At 26.4% G+C, this 16433-nt stretch carries 16 protein-coding genes and 1 tRNA gene; 7 read left to right on the plus strand and 10 right to left on the minus strand.

The genetic code is table 11. The features are described from left to right. Positions 1-169 precede the first annotated feature (169 nt). On the plus strand, positions 170-1084 hold the full coding sequence (locus ACYUET_RS03780; protein ID WP_460277908.1) for an MBL fold metallo-hydrolase: 915 nt from the start codon (positions 170-172) through the stop codon (positions 1082-1084). A 134-nt stretch (positions 1085-1218) separates the two neighbouring features. Here ACYUET_RS03780 and ACYUET_RS03785 read toward each other — a convergent pair. Beyond that, positions 1219-1293 (minus strand) — tRNA-Cys (locus ACYUET_RS03785). 276 nt (positions 1294-1569) lie between these two features. On the opposite strand from ACYUET_RS03785, the gene ACYUET_RS03790 reads away from it, so the two are divergent. Next, the gene (locus ACYUET_RS03790; protein ID WP_460277909.1) at positions 1570-2073 is read left to right on the plus strand and encodes an AAA family ATPase; all 504 of its coding nucleotides are present in this window, start codon (positions 1570-1572) and stop codon (positions 2071-2073) included. Between the two features lie 47 nt (positions 2074-2120). Here the strand turns inward: ACYUET_RS03790 and ACYUET_RS03795 are convergent, their stop codons facing one another. The 6 genes from ACYUET_RS03795 to ACYUET_RS03820 all read right to left on the minus strand — a co-directional run bounded on the left by ACYUET_RS03795 (position 2121) and on the right by ACYUET_RS03820 (position 8201). Then, positions 2121-2483 (minus strand): YccF domain-containing protein, encoded by a 363-nt coding sequence (locus tag ACYUET_RS03795; RefSeq protein ID WP_460277910.1) that lies wholly within the window; start codon positions 2481-2483, stop codon positions 2121-2123. 181 nt (positions 2484-2664) lie between these two features. Beyond that, complete coding sequence (locus ACYUET_RS03800; RefSeq protein WP_460277911.1) at positions 2665-3645, minus strand: ABC transporter ATP-binding protein; 981 nt, start codon at positions 3643-3645, stop codon at positions 2665-2667. Further along, on the minus strand, positions 3638-4618 hold the full coding sequence (locus ACYUET_RS03805) for an ABC transporter ATP-binding protein (RefSeq protein ID WP_460277912.1): 981 nt from the start codon (positions 4616-4618) through the stop codon (positions 3638-3640). The genes ACYUET_RS03800 and ACYUET_RS03805 overlap by 8 nt, the downstream gene beginning before the upstream one ends. 15 nt (positions 4619-4633) lie before the next feature. Further along, complete coding sequence (gene nikC / locus ACYUET_RS03810; protein ID WP_460277913.1) at positions 4634-5542, minus strand: nickel transporter permease; 909 nt, start codon at positions 5540-5542, stop codon at positions 4634-4636. Between the two features lie 17 nt (positions 5543-5559). Further along, positions 5560-6564 carry an ABC transporter permease gene (locus ACYUET_RS03815; protein ID WP_460277914.1) on the minus strand — a complete coding sequence of 335 codons (1005 nt, stop codon included), beginning with the start codon at positions 6562-6564 and terminating at the stop codon, positions 5560-5562. Between the two features lie 74 nt (positions 6565-6638). Beyond that, positions 6639-8201, minus strand: a complete 1563-nt coding sequence (locus ACYUET_RS03820) for an ABC transporter substrate-binding protein (protein WP_460277915.1) — start codon at positions 8199-8201, stop codon at positions 6639-6641. A 663-nt stretch (positions 8202-8864) separates the two neighbouring features. Between ACYUET_RS03820 and ACYUET_RS03825 the strand changes: the two genes are divergently transcribed. The 3 genes from ACYUET_RS03825 to ACYUET_RS03835 all read left to right on the plus strand — a co-directional run bounded on the left by ACYUET_RS03825 (position 8865) and on the right by ACYUET_RS03835 (position 11142). Further along, positions 8865-9953 carry an HD-GYP domain-containing protein gene (locus tag ACYUET_RS03825; RefSeq protein WP_460277916.1) on the plus strand — a complete coding sequence of 363 codons (1089 nt, stop codon included), beginning with the start codon at positions 8865-8867 and terminating at the stop codon, positions 9951-9953. Between the two features lie 160 nt (positions 9954-10113). Next, on the plus strand, positions 10114-10545 hold the full coding sequence (locus tag ACYUET_RS03830; RefSeq protein ID WP_460277917.1) for a DUF4489 domain-containing protein: 432 nt from the start codon (positions 10114-10116) through the stop codon (positions 10543-10545). A 57-nt stretch (positions 10546-10602) separates the two neighbouring features. After that, positions 10603-11142 carry a DUF4489 domain-containing protein gene (locus ACYUET_RS03835; RefSeq protein WP_460277918.1) on the plus strand — a complete coding sequence of 180 codons (540 nt, stop codon included), beginning with the start codon at positions 10603-10605 and terminating at the stop codon, positions 11140-11142. A 233-nt stretch (positions 11143-11375) separates the two neighbouring features. Here the strand turns inward: ACYUET_RS03835 and ACYUET_RS03840 are convergent, their stop codons facing one another. Then, a complete protein-coding gene (locus tag ACYUET_RS03840; protein WP_460277919.1) occupies positions 11376-12488 on the minus strand; it encodes an amidase domain-containing protein in 1113 nt (370 codons plus the stop codon). A 32-nt stretch (positions 12489-12520) separates the two neighbouring features. Continuing rightward, positions 12521-13432, minus strand: a complete 912-nt coding sequence (locus tag ACYUET_RS03845) for a M15 family metallopeptidase (RefSeq protein ID WP_460277920.1) — start codon at positions 13430-13432, stop codon at positions 12521-12523. A 370-nt stretch (positions 13433-13802) separates the two neighbouring features. On the opposite strand from ACYUET_RS03845, the gene ACYUET_RS03850 reads away from it, so the two are divergent. Continuing rightward, positions 13803-14969, plus strand: a complete 1167-nt coding sequence (locus ACYUET_RS03850) for a class I SAM-dependent methyltransferase (RefSeq protein ID WP_460277921.1) — start codon at positions 13803-13805, stop codon at positions 14967-14969. A 185-nt stretch (positions 14970-15154) separates the two neighbouring features. Here ACYUET_RS03850 and ACYUET_RS03855 read toward each other — a convergent pair whose 3' ends face one another. Then, the gene (locus ACYUET_RS03855; RefSeq protein WP_460277922.1) at positions 15155-15676 is read right to left on the minus strand and encodes a nitroreductase family protein; all 522 of its coding nucleotides are present in this window, start codon (positions 15674-15676) and stop codon (positions 15155-15157) included. Between the two features lie 269 nt (positions 15677-15945). Here ACYUET_RS03855 and ACYUET_RS03860 point away from each other — a divergent pair, with 269 nt between their 5' ends. Further along, positions 15946-16365, plus strand: a complete 420-nt coding sequence (locus tag ACYUET_RS03860; protein ID WP_460277923.1) for a hypothetical protein — start codon at positions 15946-15948, stop codon at positions 16363-16365. Positions 16366-16433 lie beyond the last annotated feature (68 nt).

Genomic DNA, 16433 nt, shown 5'->3' on the forward strand with positions numbered 1-16433 from the left:
TAATTTATTTGTTAATACATATGAGTAGTTAATATAGTACTTTTTTTAGTAATTAAGTTATAATTATACTTATAAACTAAATTTGATATAAATTTATCTTGTAATATATTTAAGAAAGGAGTATTTAGTATTTTAGTTTTATTTAGATATGAAATACTAAAGATAATTTATGAATATAAAAAAAGTAAAAGGAAATACATTTTGTATAGATACAGGAATGACAAATATTCCTTTTTACAAAATTACTGAAGAGAAGATAATTATGTTAGACTCAGGATGGATAAAAGAAAGAGAAGGTATTGATGAAATTTTGAGTGAAAACAATTTTAAAGTGGAGAGTATATTATGTACTCATGCTCATATTGATCATATAGGTAATAATGCATATTTAAAAGAAAAATACAATTGCATTATTTCTATGCCAGCATATGAAGCTCTTGTATGTACGTCTAATGTTAATTTAAAGCTTTATTATAATAGTCCAACATTACTAAAAGCGGAGAAACATTTTGGACATATGGTTTGTAAAACTGATATTACAATTTCTAATGAAATGAATGAAATTTGTATTAATGATGTTAAATTTAAAATTATTCATACTCCAGGTCATAGTCCAGAACATATATGTATTATAACTCCTGATAATGTAGCGTATTTAGGAGATGCGCTTATAAGTTACGAAGTTATGAAAAGTGCAAAAATGCCATATGCGCTTATATTAAGCGAGGATTTAAAAAGTAAAGAAAAACTTTATAAGCTTAAATGTAATGATTACATAGTATCACATAAAGGAATATATAAACATAATAAAGTTAAAAAACTTATAAGTGATAATATAGATTTTTATGAAAATAGAGCAAAAAGTATATACAAACTTATATATGGAAAAATGACATTTGAAGAAATTTTTAAAACAGTAGTTAAAAAATTTAATATTCCAGTAAGAACACAATATAAGTATTTTATATTGGAAAGGATGCTTAAATCATATGTTGAATATTTAAATGAAAGAGGGTATTTAGAACTTAATATTGAAGATGGTTTTCTTAAATACTCAAAATCTATAAAAGAACAAGAGAGCTAGAGAATATCAAATTAAAATTCTTTTTATAATAGGACTAGTTGTTTATTAAATATATTCAATTAATGATTGTATTATATAAAAATCAAAAAAGTTAGTAAGCAAGATCAATTTCCCAAGTTTACTAACTTTTATTGTGGAGGCACCACCCAGATTTGAACTGGGGAATAAAGGTTTTGCAGACCTCTGCCTTACCGCTTGGCTATAGTGCCATATAATTATATTCAAATAATATAATGTAATTTCTCTATATAATTATAGTAGTAATTTTATAAAAAATTGTTACAAAAATATTAACTAAGTTTTTTATATATTTTTAAACGTCAATAATATATATTTTAAAAATAACTTTTAATCTTAACTTTACATTCTATAGAATAAAAAATAAAATATATTTATAATAAATTAAAAATTAAATACATATTCTAAAACATAACCTATTTTTTATATATTTAAATTAGAGTAGGTTAATGTGAGAGTGGGTGATTATGATTAAGAAACTTATAATAATAAATGGAACTATGGGAGTTGGAAAAACTACTGTAAGTAAAAGTTTATATAAAGCTTTGCCTAATTCAGCTTGGCTTGATGGGGATTGGTGTTGGATGATTAATCCTTTTACTGTAAATGAAGAAAATAAAGAAATGGTTATAAAAAATATATCTTATATGTTAAATAGTTTTTTAGCAAATTCATCTATTCAATATATAGTGTTTAACTGGGTTATTGATACTGATGAAATTATGAAATTAATATTAGACAATTTGGTTAGCAAATCATTTTACCTATACAAAATAACTTTGATATGTTCTAAGAATGAACTTATAAGAAGAGTTGGGTTAGATATATTAGATGGAAAAAGGGAAAAAGATAGTATCAATAGAAGTTTAGAGAGATTAATGTTATATTCTAAAATGAATACAATCAAATTAGATACTACATCAAAAAATATAAATACAATTGTAAATGAAATTAAAAGTTTAATAGAATAAGTGTATAAAAGTGCAAATTTATATTGTACTTTTATACACTTATTTGTTTATCGAACTTCTTTTCCAAATGGCATTAGTGATAATTTAGCAAGTTTTAAAGATTGAGCAGCAAATGGTATTCCGATTATTGTAATACATAAGAAAAATGCACTTATAAGATTAGCTATACAAAGGGCTAGTCCTCCAAATATAATCCATAATATATTTAACAGAAAACTTGTAGCACTATTATCTATTTCTACAATTTCTTTTCCAAAAGGAGCAAGCTGTAATCCAGCCATTTTAAAACATTGAAGACCAATAGGAATACCTACTATAGTTATGCACCAAATGATTCCTGTAAAGAACCATCCAATAGCATTAATAAAGCCTCCAAAAATAAACCAAATAATATTTCCTAAACAACTCATTAATAATACCTCAAATCTATTTATATATTTTTCTAGTATATTATACTAAAATTTTATAAAAATAGTATCTTAAATTATATTATTTAAGGTTAACTTAAACATTTAATTAGGTTTAATAAAGGTGAAAATAGATTATATAAGCTAAACGACTTTCCAATTAGAAATTAGAAAGTCGTTTAGCTTAATTTTTATTATTTTCATCATATAAATGGCAAGCAACTTTATGAACATTGTCTAACTCAATAAATTTAGGTTCGCATTCTTTGCAAATATTCATACATTTTGGACATCGTGTGTGAAATCTACATCCATTTGGTGGATTTATAGGACTTGGAACATCACCAGATAATATAATTCTTTCTTTTTTTATTTCAGGATTAGGAATTGGTATAGCTGATAAGAGTGCTTTAGTATATGGATGAAGAGGAGTAGAATAAAGAGAATTTACATCTCCAATCTCAACCAATTTACCAAGATACATGACTCCAACTCTATTACTAATGTGTTTAACTACATTTAATCCATGTGCTATGAATAAATACGTGAATCCTAATTTATGTTGCAAATCAGATAATAGATTTAATATTTGTGCTTGAATAGAAACATCTAATGCAGAAACGGCTTCATCACAAACTATAAGTTTTGGATTAACAGAAATAGCACGAGCAATTCCAACCCTTTGCCTTTGTCCACCACTAAATTCATGAGGATATCTATCTTTATGATATGGAGCAAGCCCAACATATTCTAGAAGTTCATTAACTCTTTTTTCAAGTTCTTGACCATTTGCAATATTATTGACTTTCATAGGTTCTTTTATTATATCTCCAATTTTCATTCTTGGATTCAATGATGCATATGGATCTTGAAATATTATTTGAATATTTTTGCTTATATCTTTTCTATTCTTTTTTCTTATTTCATTGATATCTTTTCCTTCGAATAATATTTCTCCAGAAGTAGAATCTAATAAGTTAACAAGAAGTCTTCCCATAGTAGACTTACCACATCCAGATTCCCCAACTATTCCTAAAGTTTCACCTTTATATATATCAAATGATACATCATCTACGGCCTTAACATATTGTGGATTTTGAAAAAATCCTGAAGAAGCAATAGGAAAAAACTTTTTTAAGTTTTTAATTTCCATTAATTTATCCATTGGCTTTTTCCTCCTTCTTTTTATATAATAAGCAACGAACTTTTCTATCTTCTAATGAGATTAAAGGTGGTTCTATATGAGTACATTTATCAAAACAATTTGGACATCTATCTCTAAAACTACATCCAGTTGGAAGCTCTAGGGGATTAGGAACAGTGCCAGGTATAATAAACAATCTTTCAACATCATCATCTATTTTAGGAATAGAGTTCAGCAGTCCTTTTGTATAAGGATGCTTTGGATCTTTAAAGATATTCTTTACTGAAGCTGTTTCAACGACTTTTCCACAGTACATAACAACCACCTTATCAGCAATTTCGGCAACAACACCTAAGTCATGTGTTATAAGCAATATTGAAGTGCCAAGTTTTTCTTTTAATTTTATCATCAATTCTAAAATTTGAGCTTGTATTGTAACATCTAGTGCTGTTGTAGGTTCATCTGCAATTAAAAGTTCAGGATTACAACTTAATGCCATAGCTATCATAACCCTCTGTCTCATGCCACCACTTAACTGATGAGGATAATTATTAATTCTTGTTTCAGGTGATGGAATACCAACAAGATTAAGCATTTCAATAGCTCTTTCTCTAGCTTGTTTTTTAGTACATTTCTCATGTCTAATAATTGCTTCAGTAATTTGTTTCCCAATTGTAAAAACAGGATTTAAAGATGTCATAGGTTCTTGAAATATCATAGATATTTGTTTTCCACGTAAACTTTGGAGTTGTTTTTCAGATTTTTTTAATAAATTTTCAGATTTAAAGAGTATTTCACCAGAAATTTTTATTTTAGCATTTTTAGAATGAAGTCCCATTATAGAAAGGGAAGTGACGCTTTTACCACTACCAGATTCCCCAACTATAGCAACCACTTCTCCTTTATCTATATTAAAATCAACACCATCTACTGCAACTACAGTTCCTTTTTTTGTTATAAATTCTGTCTTTAAATTCTTTATATCAAGTAACATTTAAATCAATCCTCCCTATGAATTTAGCTTAGGATCTAGAGCATCTCTTAATCCATCACCAAATAAATTAAATGCAAGAACTGTAAAAGTTATTGCAAGACCAGGAAATAAAATTATATGAGGAGCATTATAAAAATAACTTCTACCAGCACCTAGCATTGTTCCCCATTCGGCAAGGGGAGGTTCAACACCAAGTCCAAGGAATCCAAGTGCAGATGTTTCTAATATTGCAGTAGAAATACCTAGTGTAGCACGAACAATTATTGGAGATAAAATATTAGGAAGTATGTGTTTAAAAATTATAATAAAATCATTATTTCCTATAGCTTTAGCTGCTTGCACGTATTCACTATTACGTACAGATAAAACACATCCTCTAATTATACGTGCATATTCAGGAATAGTAACTATACTTATTGCAATAATAGCCTTTTCGAGACCTTTACCTAAAGCACTCATAAAAGCAATTGCTAAAAGTAGAGAAGGGAAGGCAAGTATTATATCCATTATTCTCATTAGAATCATATCAATTTTTCCACCAAAATAGCCGCAAATTGATCCAACGAGTATTCCAATAGATAATGCTATAGAGACTGAGATAAGACCTACTTTTAATGAAATTTTAGTTCCATCAATTACTCTGCTAAAAATATCTCTTCCTTGTTCATCAGTGCCGAAAAAGTGAGAAAGTGACGGTGCTTGAAGTGAATTTGATATTTCCCCATTATAAGGATTATATGGCATTAAAAGTTTGCCGAATATAGCAATAAAAATTATTAAGATAATAAAAATTAGTCCCGCAAGAGCAGCACGATTAGAGATAAGGAGTGCTATAAAATTTTTAAATCTATTAAAATTAGTATTTTTTACCAACTCTACTTCGGCTAAAGGAGTAGAGTTTTGTTGTGCTAAATTATTATCCATAACAATTTAACCTCCTTCTAAGAATATTTTATACGGGGATCGATATAAGAATAAAGCAAATCAACTAATAGATTTACAAGAACAAATATTATTGCCATTATAATTACAGCTCCTTGTACAACTGGATAATCAGCTTTTAAGATAGCATCAATTGTATAACTTCCTATTCCAGGCCATGAAAATACTGTTTCTGTTAAAACTGCACCACCAAGAAGGGAACCAAGTTGCAATCCTATTACAGTAGAAATTGGAATCAAGGCATTTCTAAGTCCATGACGTATAATAACTATATTTTCAATAAGCCCTTTAGATCGTGCAGTTCTTATATAGTCTTGTCCTAAGACTTCAAGCATAGTAGAACGAGTCATACGGGCAATTATAGCTGTTGAGTATGAAGAGAGTGCTATTACAGGAAGCATCATGTGCTTTAAAGAATCTAAAAATGAATTTATATTGCCTGTTATTAGACTATCTAGGAGATATAAGCCTGTAATCCTTGTAGGTTCTATTCCGATAGTAGCACGCCCAGAAACAGGTAGTAAGTGTAAATTTACAGAAAATATCACTATTAAAATTAAGCCAAGCCAGAATATAGGCATTGAAACACCAATTAAAGAACCACCCATACAAATATAATCTAGAATTGAGTTTTGCTTTACAGCAGAAAAAATTCCAAGTGTTATCCCAATTAATGAAGCTACAATTATTGAAACAATAGCGAGTTCAATAGTAGCTGGAAATCTAGAAAAGATTTCTTTTGAAACTGATGTTTTAGTAATAAGAGAATCACCCAAATTTCCTTGTATTAGTCCTTTCATAAAATCAAGGTATTGAATATATAAAGCATTGTCTAATCCTAATTGTTTTCTTAAAGCCAAAATTTGTTCTTGAGAGGCATGTTGTCCTAAAATAATTGATGTAGGATCAGAACTAAAAACATGCATTACTAAAAATACTAATAAAGAAACTCCAAAAAGCACCGGTATAAGCAGCAATATTCTTTTAAATATATATTTAATCATAAATTCACCTCTTTTAAATGTTAAATTATAGGGTTCCTATTTTATGTGGAACCCTTAGAAATATTGTTAAAATTTTATTGTTTATCTACGTTTTTGAAGAATACAGTACCTGTTGGATGAATACTAAAATTTTTTATTTTTGAAGAAGAAGCAGCCATTTGTTTTGCATAAGAAATAGGAACCCATGGAGCATCTTTAGCAAGTAAATCTTGAAGTTCACCATAAATAGAATTTCGTTGATCACCATTTGGAGTTTTCTTAGCTTTTAATAAAAATTCATCAACTTTAGGATTTGAATATCTAGCAACATTTAAACTACCAGCAATTTCTTTACTATCAAGTAATGACATAAAGTTATCAGCATCACCGTTATCACCATTCCAGCCATAAAATACTATATCACCCTCACCTTGCTGAGTTTTACTTTTATATTCAGTCCATTGATATACGTCAATAGTAGCATTAATACCAACTTTACTTAAATAATTTTGAATTGCTTCAGCAAGCTTTTGTCCACCAACTGAATTATATGGTCTTGGGTTTGAATAAGTAATCATTTTTATATTAAGATTTTCTTGTCCTAATTCTTTAAGCATAGTAACAGCTTTATCAGGATTATATTCATATGCATCTATATTTTTAAATCCAGGTATGAAACTTGGAAGTTGAGTTTTTGCAACGTCTGCATATCCTTGGTAAAGATGCTCAACTAATTCATTGCGATTAATAGCATATGATAAAGCTTCTCTTAATTTAGCATTATTAAAAGGTGCTCTTTCACAATTGAATGCCATATAATTTATATTCATGCCAGGTTCATTAATTATATTTAAATTTTTTTCTTGTAATTTAGTAACATCATTTGGATCTAACCCATCCATAGCATCTATTGAACCAGTCATAAGTTCACTGGCTCTCACTGAATTTTCTTTTGTTATTTTTATTACTACCTTATCTAACTTTGCTTTATCTCCCCAGTAATCATTATTTCTTTCAAGTGTAACTTTTTCACCCTTTTCCCAAGAAACAAATTTGAAAGGACCTGTGCCAACAGGATTTTGATTTAAATTACCATTATTATCTTCAAGTGCTTTAGGACTTACAATCGGTGCAGCAAGTGCCATAGCAAGATTTGATAAGAATGGAGTATTAGGTTCATTAAGTGTGAATTTAACAGTATTTTCATCTAGTGCTTCAACTTTATTAACTCCTGCAAATGTAAATGATGCATATGGCATATCGTCGGTTCTATTTGGAGGTAATTGACGAGTTACTGATTTAACTACAGAATCAGCATTGAAGTCAGTTTGATCATGAAATTTGACACCTTTCCTTAGATGAAAGGTATATTGAGTACCATCATCACTGATATCCCAACTTTCTGCTAAACAAGGTTCAATATTTGTATTATTATCTCCGTATTTAACTAATCCTTCATAAATATTACATATAACTTTAGCAGATTCACCATCATCAACAAAAGCAGGATCAAGGCCCCTAGGATCTGCCCCTTGCGCAAAAATAAATGTTTTGTTACCAGTTGAACTTTGAGAATTTGAAGTTTGTCCACCACATCCAACAAGAAAAGTAGCAGATAGTAGTGCTGATAAAATAAGTGATAATATTCTTTTTTTCATAAAATAGCCCCCTAATTAGTTTTTATATTAAATTTATAAAATAAAAATTATAGCAAATTAGAATTCTATAATTTAATTCATTTTAATTACCTCAAGTTTTGATTGTTATATCAATACAAAAAATACTTTATTTTCCTGTTGATAATTTTAAAATATTATAACATTAATTTGTAAAAAAGTATATGTTTTTAAGATAAATTAATACCAATTAATATAAAAAAATATAAAATATATAAGAAAAAATTAAATAAATTATTAATATAACAATTAGTATATTTGATATATTGTATATTTTTATAGATTATCAATAAAAACAATAAACGTTAGTGTAGCATACCTTAAAAATAAACACACAAAAAAGCACAAAAAAGAAATAACAAAAAAATCACACAATAAAATAAAATATAACAAAATTTATAACACATATATTTATTTTATGACATAATATTTCAAATTAATGCAAGTTTTTGTTATAATAGAATTATAATTTAAAAATTATATATTATTTAAATTTTCTATAAGATAAGCAAGTGTTAAAATATTAAACATAATTTAATATTTTAACTAAGGAGAATCTATAAATTGTAGAAATAAAAATCATGTAAAAACGTTATGAATGCTAACTATTGGATAAAAATTAATAATTTTAGGAGATAGAAAAATATGAGATTAGTTCCAATTGAATGTGTAAGACCAAATACAATGCTAGGAAAAACATTATATGATCTAGAAGGTAGAGTTTTATTAAAATCAGGGGTAATGTTAGGGGAAAGAGTTATTTCAAAAATAAGAGAACTTAATATCTTATCATTATATATAATTGATGAATACAGTTCAGATGAAATCGAAGATATTATTAAACCAGAATTAAGACAAAAAGCAATTATAACTATAAAAAAAGCTTTTTCAGATATAAATAAATTTACAGTTGCGGATAAGTATTCCAAAAAAGAGGAAAAGTATTATGAAAATATCGGCAATATGACAGAAGATTTAATTGATGAAATATTAAATAATAAAGAAGTAACTTTATCTTTAGTAGATATAAGAAGTATGGATAATTATATTTATGCTCATTCAGTAAATGTTGCTATAATATCACTTATTCTTGGAATAAAGTTAAAACTTCCTAAAAGTAAATTAAAAGCGCTTTGTATGGGGGCCTTATTGCATGATATTGGAAAATCATTTATTCCAAAAGAAATTTTAAATAAAAATGATAAATTTACATTAGAAGAAATTGAGGTTATAAAAAAACATAGTAATTTAGGTTATAGATATTTATCTGATTCTTATAATTTAAGTGCAAATAGTAAAATGATAGTACTTCAACATCATGAAAGAGTAGATGGAAAAGGGTATCCTGATAACTTATCAGGTGATAAATTAAATACTTTAAGTAAAATTGTAAGCATTGCAAATACATATGATTACTTATCAACGGATAGTCCTAATAGAAGAGCTATGGTTCCAAGTGATGTTTTAGAGTATTTAATGTCTAATGCTGGAATCATATTTGATTATGATATGGTGAATATTTTTTGTAAAATAGTAGTTCCATTTACCAAAGGGACACTAGTTACTCTTAGTAATGATGATACAGCAATAGTAGAGGAAAATACACCAAATCTCCCATTAAGACCAACTATAAAAATACTAGATAGTAGTGATAAAAATAGAATAGGAATTAAAATTAATCTTGTTAATGATCCTTCACTTGTAATAAACAAAATATGTTATCAATTAGACTAAAATAGTTTTATTTAAATAAAAAGATAACTTCTATAAAAATAGAAGTTATCTTTTTTTACTTTATCAAAATATACTAAAGCTGTAAATCTGTATTGTAACAATATAGATTTTATTAGAATATATTATAATGACACAAATGATAAAAAGGAGGAAAACATTAATGGGAAAAGCAATTTTAAAAGCTAATACAGGTGGGGTAGGTCCATTACCAGTGTTAACAACACAATTAATAAAGGATTTACCAGTAACAAGCGTTACTATAGATACTTCAAAGTTGAGCGATCCTTCAGTACTTTTAACTTTTACTTCACAAATAAATATGACAGCAGAACTTAATGTTAATTTAGTGTTTACTGTTAAAAAGTATGTAGAAAATGGATCAGAACAAACAGTTGGAGGTTCTTGGGTATTTTCATCAATAGCAGAAGTATTTGAAGCAGAAACATTTGCATTCCAATTCTATGATATAGCTGCTAATCCAGGGAAATTCACTTATACTGTTCAAATTTCTTCAAATTCATTTATAGGAGTTGCAGCAGGATTAACTATAAGCAATGCTACTTTAAGCGTCTTGGCAGTAGATCAAGATTAGATTAAAAAAATATATTTATTTAAATAAAGCAAAAGATAAAAAGGAGGATGAACAAATTTGAGCTCTTTATGTTGTGGAAGAAATCAAAAAGAAAGAGACTTTGAAAGATGTTTACAGGAAATTATGAATGAATCACCTTCTAATGAAAGAAGATGTAGAGCAAAAGAAAATAATATTGTTTTAAGCGCTAATACTGGTGGAGTAGGTCCATTACCAGTATTAACAACACCATTAATAAAAGATTTACCAGTAGCAAGTGTTACTATAGATACTTCAAAGCTAAAAGATCCTTCAGTACTTTTAACTTTTACTTCACAAATAAATATGACAGCAGAACTTAATGTTAACTTAGTGTTTACTGTTAAAAAGTATGTAGAAAATGGATCAGAACAAACAGTTGGAGGCTCTTGGGTATTTTCATCAATAGCAGAAATATTAGAAGCAGAAACATTTGCATTTCAATTCTATGAGGGGAATTCTAATCCAGGAAAATTCACTTATACTGTTCAAGTTTCTTCAAATTCATTTGTAGGAGTTGCAGCAGGTCTTAGTATAACAAATGCTACTTTAAGCATTTTAGCTGTAGATGAAATTTAAAAGTATAATATAAATTATATTATAAATGATCTGCCACAAAATTTATTGCTTTGCTTAAGACATAATATATAATAGTTTTGGGGCAGTGACTTTATATTCAAAATAAATTAAAACATAAACAATTTCATATGAAAGATTTAATTTGTTAACTTAATTTAGGAAAAAATAATAATGAAATCATTAAAATATTAATGTAAATATTTTAATGATTTCATTTTTATAAAAAATTATAACTAATAATGTACTCTTATTAACCAAAATTTAATTTTTTTATTACTCCATCCTAAATCCCAAGGAACGTTATTTCTATCAGTATTATGACAAGTGACTAAAGTATATCCTTTTGAATCAGCTCCGGTAACAACAGAAATATGTGTTATATCTCCTTTTTTCTCATAAGCTACAATATCACCTGGAAGAAGTTTATAAGATAATTTATATACTTTCTCATAACTTCCTCTTGCTATAACAGAAGCCCTTCCACTATTCAAAATATAGTGAGTAAATTTATCTGCATTTACCCATGATCCTGTAGCACTACCTTTTTCATAATTCCAAGCAGAATTTTTTTTAAATTTTCCACCTTCATGTAATATTTGTGAAGCAAAATTTGCACAATCGCCTCCTTCACAATTAAAATTTTTATATTTTTTATTATATTTAAATTCATTTTCTTCATTGTTTGATAAACCACAGAAATTTTCAGCATATTCTAATGCATTTTTTCTTCGTTCACTAATATTCGAAAAGTCCCTACTAGGTTGTAATCTGATAAATTCTTTTATATCATCTACTTTAATATTTTCTAAGTTTAAAGAATCTGCAAAAGGGTCTGTATACCATTCTTTTATTATTTTCAATTCATCATTTTTATTAATTACTTGTAAGCAGTGATATGTTCCTATTTTTGAAGTATTAATTAAATCAGGTTGATCTGGATAAATATATTTATACTCTGTACTACAAAGTATGTTAAAAGATGATATGTTTTCACCAACTCTAGACTTTGTAATTTTAGTTTTAGGTATTATATTTATGAATTTAACACCTTGTTTTTCAGCCCAATTATTTATATACTTTATTTTTCTTTCTTCATACTCATAAGCCCATTGACCCAATTTTCCATCAGTATTATATATATTTTTTAGACATTCTAAATCTTGTGTTAATATTGCTTTACTTTTAATTTTAAAAACATTTTCTACATAATTTTTAATTTCATCATCACTAATTGTATAGGCTGAAACTTTTTTACAACTGTAAGTATTAGTACATAAACATATTATTATAAGTATAACAATACGTATAGTTATTACTGAGGCTCTTTTTAATTTAAATAACCACATAATTACTACCTCTTTCTAAACGAATATTATTTTTAATTTAATGCTTTTTCAATAATATCAATATAATTTTTAGTGGATTCCTCTTGAATAGGAGCACCTTCATACCACTTACTATCATTATTTGAATTGGTAAAATATCTAGCTTTTAATATTATTTCTGGTCTATATTCAAAATGTAAAATATCAAAATGTCCCCATTTACCACCCCAAACAAAATTATTTTTTTCAAATGCATTTACTAATTCTTTAGGATATTCTGAGACTCTTTTTGAACCTTCTTCTTGAGAACACCATTTCCAATAATCTTTTCTATCACTCTTTAAATCAATTGCGATACCATAAGAATGTGGACTTAACCTTCCAGTACCAGCAATAACTCTATAATTATAGGTTCCACTGGCAGGATAGAGTATTGCGGCTACATCACCTCTACTTTTCGAAAGTGGTATAAGTTCTTTAAATACCTCTTCTAAAGATGCATTAGCATTATTTTTTTTATTAAATTGATAATTAGTATATCCATATTTTAGACGAGTTAAATTTTCTTCTATAGACTTTCTAGAGCTTCCATAAATCTCACCCAAAAGTTCATAATTTCTAGCTCTTCCTGGATCAAAAGTTTTTTCCATAACATGAGTATTTTTTTCAAGAGGATAATATTGTTCTAACATATCTTGAAGATCTGGATTTTCTAATTTTTGTTCGTGGGTTTTATTTAATTTATCATCATATAAGATTTTCTTACCAGATTTCATAATTATATATACTTTATCATTATCCTTCTTTTCTACTCCTACTATATCTTCTGGATAAGCTAACATAAGAGTTAAAACATCTTGTTTCATTTCTGTAAGATAATTTTTATTATCATCTGCATTTGATATAACAGATATATTGAAAATAACTAAAAAGCATATTATAAAAATATTTAATTTTTTTATCATTATCTTCATCACCACCATTTAAAACTATATGTACATATAGTTTATCCAAACAAACATTGAATATGTGTTTTGAAAGTAGAGACTATATATTAAAGATAATAAGAATTTTAGAATTAATATTATAAAATAAAGGATATTATCTATAAATTCTTGTAAAAAAAGTTTGAATTAATTACTTAACAATATATAATATTGTTATTGTATATAAACATGTTTTTTAGATTCAGATAATAAATTTTTAGTTTATTTAAAATTTATAATATAAACTTCTTATATACAGTGAACTAAATTTATATAAATTTCAAAAAGCAATTTTGGTGTTAACTATTATATAAATTAGCTTTTAAAATAAATGATAAGGTGTGAAGAAATGGAAGAGTTAAAAAAATCAATTAATGAAATTGCAGAGCAAAAGATAATAAAGCTAGTAATTAGCAATAAATTTAATAAAGGTGTTGAATATAATAAAATAACATTTACATTAAAGGAAAATAGTAAGAAAGAATATTACCAAATAGAGAAGTATACTGATAAACAAGTATTTCATGAAAATATTGATATAAATATGTTTGAAAATAAACTTTTAGACTATGTAGGTTCTAATTATAAACAAGTTTCAGCATGGTCAGATACATATACTTTTGAGCTCAAAATATCTAAAAAAGGTAAAGTTCATTTAGGTAAAAAGAAGAGTGATAATGCAAAGCTTGTTAATAAAAACCATAATAAAGAAAAAAATTATATTCTTAAAGAGGGTATGCTAATTCAACCTCTTATTGATTTAGGTGTCTTCAGTAAAGAAGGTAAGGTTATTAATTCAAAATATGATAAGTATAAACAGATTAATAGATTTGTAGAGATTATAGATGATGAAATCAAAAAAAATGAATATAAAGAACTGACTATATTAGATTTTGGATGTGGAAAATCATATTTAACATTTGTATTATATTATTATTTTGTAGAAATTAAAAAAATTAATGTAAAAATGATAGGTTTAGATCTTAAATCAGATGTCATTAGAAAATGTAATGAAATAGCTAAAAGATATAATTATGAAAACTTACATTTTGAACTAGGGGATATAAATGGATTCAAATATAATAATAAAGTTGACATGGTAATTACATTACATGCATGTGATACAGCAACAGATTATGCTTTATATAATGCAATAAAGTGGAACACTAAAATGATTTTTTCAGTTCCTTGTTGTCAACATGAATTTAATAGTCAAATGAAATCTGAAAAGTTATCCATATTAACAAATTATGGAATAGTTCAAGAAAGAATAGCAGCACTTATGACTGATTCAGTTCGTGCAAATCTTTTAGAATGTGTGGGATATAAAACGCAACTTCTAGAATTTATAGACATAGCACATTCACCTAAAAATATATTAATTAGAGCATCAAAAGCTAAAATATCTAAGGATAAAAGAGAACAATCTTTAGATCAGGTTAAGAATTTAATAAATGAGTTTAAATTTAATCCAACATTATTTAACTTATTAAAAAAAGATAATTTAATAGAATAATGATACTTTAAACAAATAAACGTCTATCTCCTAGCTGAAGTTTGACTTCAATTAATGGATAGACGTTTTATATTAAAGTATAACACTACTTTGAAACATAGTTAATATTAATAGGTTGATAGAGATATTTTTAAGCTATTCTTTTTTAGACATTTTAAGAAGGTCACTGTTTAAGTAAATCTATTTTATTTTACAAATTTAACAATTCCTTCTTTTCTAGGATTAGCTTTTATTTTATCAACAGGATAACCAAGAGAAGCCATTCCCCAGACAATATGATTTTTTGGAATACCAAATTCATTTAACACTTCTCTAACTTCTTTTTCATCACATATTGATTTTAATTGATTAATCCAGCATGAACCTATTCCAAGAGCATTAGCCATTAAAAAAATGTTCTCTAATGCACATGAACAATCAGCTAAACCATTAGTATTATCTTTATCATTAGATAGCATTATAAGAGTAGGTGGATTATAAAAGTTATAATTTTCATCTTTATTTAAAGCAGTCCTAACTACTTTAGCTAAATTTTCAATTTTATCTTTATTTTGGACTACGGTAAACTGCCAGCTTTGTAAGTTCATTCCACTTGGAGCATATATGCCAGCTTGTAGTATTTGATCTATTTCAACATCTGTTATTTGTTGATCTTTAAACTTCCTAACGCTTCTTCTAGTTAAAATATTTTGTAATATTTCATTCATTCTTATCACTCCTTTAATTAGTAATCTGTGTTAATATAAAAATTTTATCACAGGTATATTCTTTAAACAATGAATAGAAATTATTAAAAATTTTTAATTTCAAAACTATTATATGTTATATGAAAATTTTATAGTAATAGAAAATCAATTATGACTCATCTATATAATAAATAGTATTATTTAATTTGAAGGTTTAAAAATTAATGTTATAATAAAGTATCTTAATAAGATGTAATTACTAAATAAAATAGGAAAAGTGAGAAGAGCAAATGAAATTTGAAAAACTAGAAAAAACAATAAATAAACTAGATGCTGATATTGAGGCACTAAGAAGAGTTAAACATTATTTATCAAATGTAGACGAAATTAATGAAATTTCAGATCTTTTAAATAAGGAAAGACAAGTATATGCAGATGAATTATATTCAGAAGATTCAATAGCTTATAATGAATGTTGTGAAAAAATAAGGGAATTATTAGATGAAAATTTAGGTAAGAATGAACAAATAGAATTATTAGAATTTATAAAAGAAAAACATGGAAGAAAATCGCCTAATGTTAGTAAAAAAAGTCATGGACTTAACGCTTGGCTTAAATTTCTTGATATTGAATGTAAGTGGATTGAAAACTCAGAAACCGATTGGTCAGTATTAATAATAACTGGAATTGGACTACATAATCAAAAATAATATCTTAATTATAGTATTAAAATATTAATGATAGTTTAATACTATAAGCTAAAATCTAAAAGCTAATA

This window comes from Clostridium sp. CTA-5, from assembly GCF_054768135.1.

Coding starts and splice junctions, on each gene's coding strand:
- ACYUET_RS03800 (WP_460277911.1), bottom strand. CDS start 3,645: ATGGATAAATTAATGGAAATTAAAAACTTAAAAAAGTTTTTTCCTATT.
- ACYUET_RS03845 (WP_460277920.1), bottom strand. CDS start 13,432: ATGATAAAAAAATTAAATATTTTTATAATATGCTTTTTAGTTATTTTC.
- ACYUET_RS03820 (WP_460277915.1), bottom strand. CDS start 8,201: ATGAAAAAAAGAATATTATCACTTATTTTATCAGCACTACTATCTGCT.
- ACYUET_RS03830 (WP_460277917.1), top strand. CDS start 10,114: ATGGGAAAAGCAATTTTAAAAGCTAATACAGGTGGGGTAGGTCCATTA.
- ACYUET_RS03790 (WP_460277909.1), top strand. CDS start 1,570: ATGATTAAGAAACTTATAATAATAAATGGAACTATGGGAGTTGGAAAA.
- ACYUET_RS03840 (WP_460277919.1), bottom strand. CDS start 12,488: ATGTGGTTATTTAAATTAAAAAGAGCCTCAGTAATAACTATACGTATT.
- ACYUET_RS03805 (WP_460277912.1), bottom strand. CDS start 4,618: ATGTTACTTGATATAAAGAATTTAAAGACAGAATTTATAACAAAAAAA.
- ACYUET_RS03860 (WP_460277923.1), top strand. CDS start 15,946: ATGAAATTTGAAAAACTAGAAAAAACAATAAATAAACTAGATGCTGAT.
- nikC (WP_460277913.1), bottom strand. CDS start 5,542: ATGGATAATAATTTAGCACAACAAAACTCTACTCCTTTAGCCGAAGTA.
- ACYUET_RS03780 (WP_460277908.1), top strand. CDS start 170: ATGAATATAAAAAAAGTAAAAGGAAATACATTTTGTATAGATACAGGA.
- ACYUET_RS03795 (WP_460277910.1), bottom strand. CDS start 2,483: ATGAGTTGTTTAGGAAATATTATTTGGTTTATTTTTGGAGGCTTTATT.
- ACYUET_RS03850 (WP_460277921.1), top strand. CDS start 13,803: ATGGAAGAGTTAAAAAAATCAATTAATGAAATTGCAGAGCAAAAGATA.
- ACYUET_RS03815 (WP_460277914.1), bottom strand. CDS start 6,564: ATGATTAAATATATATTTAAAAGAATATTGCTGCTTATACCGGTGCTT.
- ACYUET_RS03855 (WP_460277922.1), bottom strand. CDS start 15,676: ATGAATGAAATATTACAAAATATTTTAACTAGAAGAAGCGTTAGGAAG.
- ACYUET_RS03825 (WP_460277916.1), top strand. CDS start 8,865: ATGAGATTAGTTCCAATTGAATGTGTAAGACCAAATACAATGCTAGGA.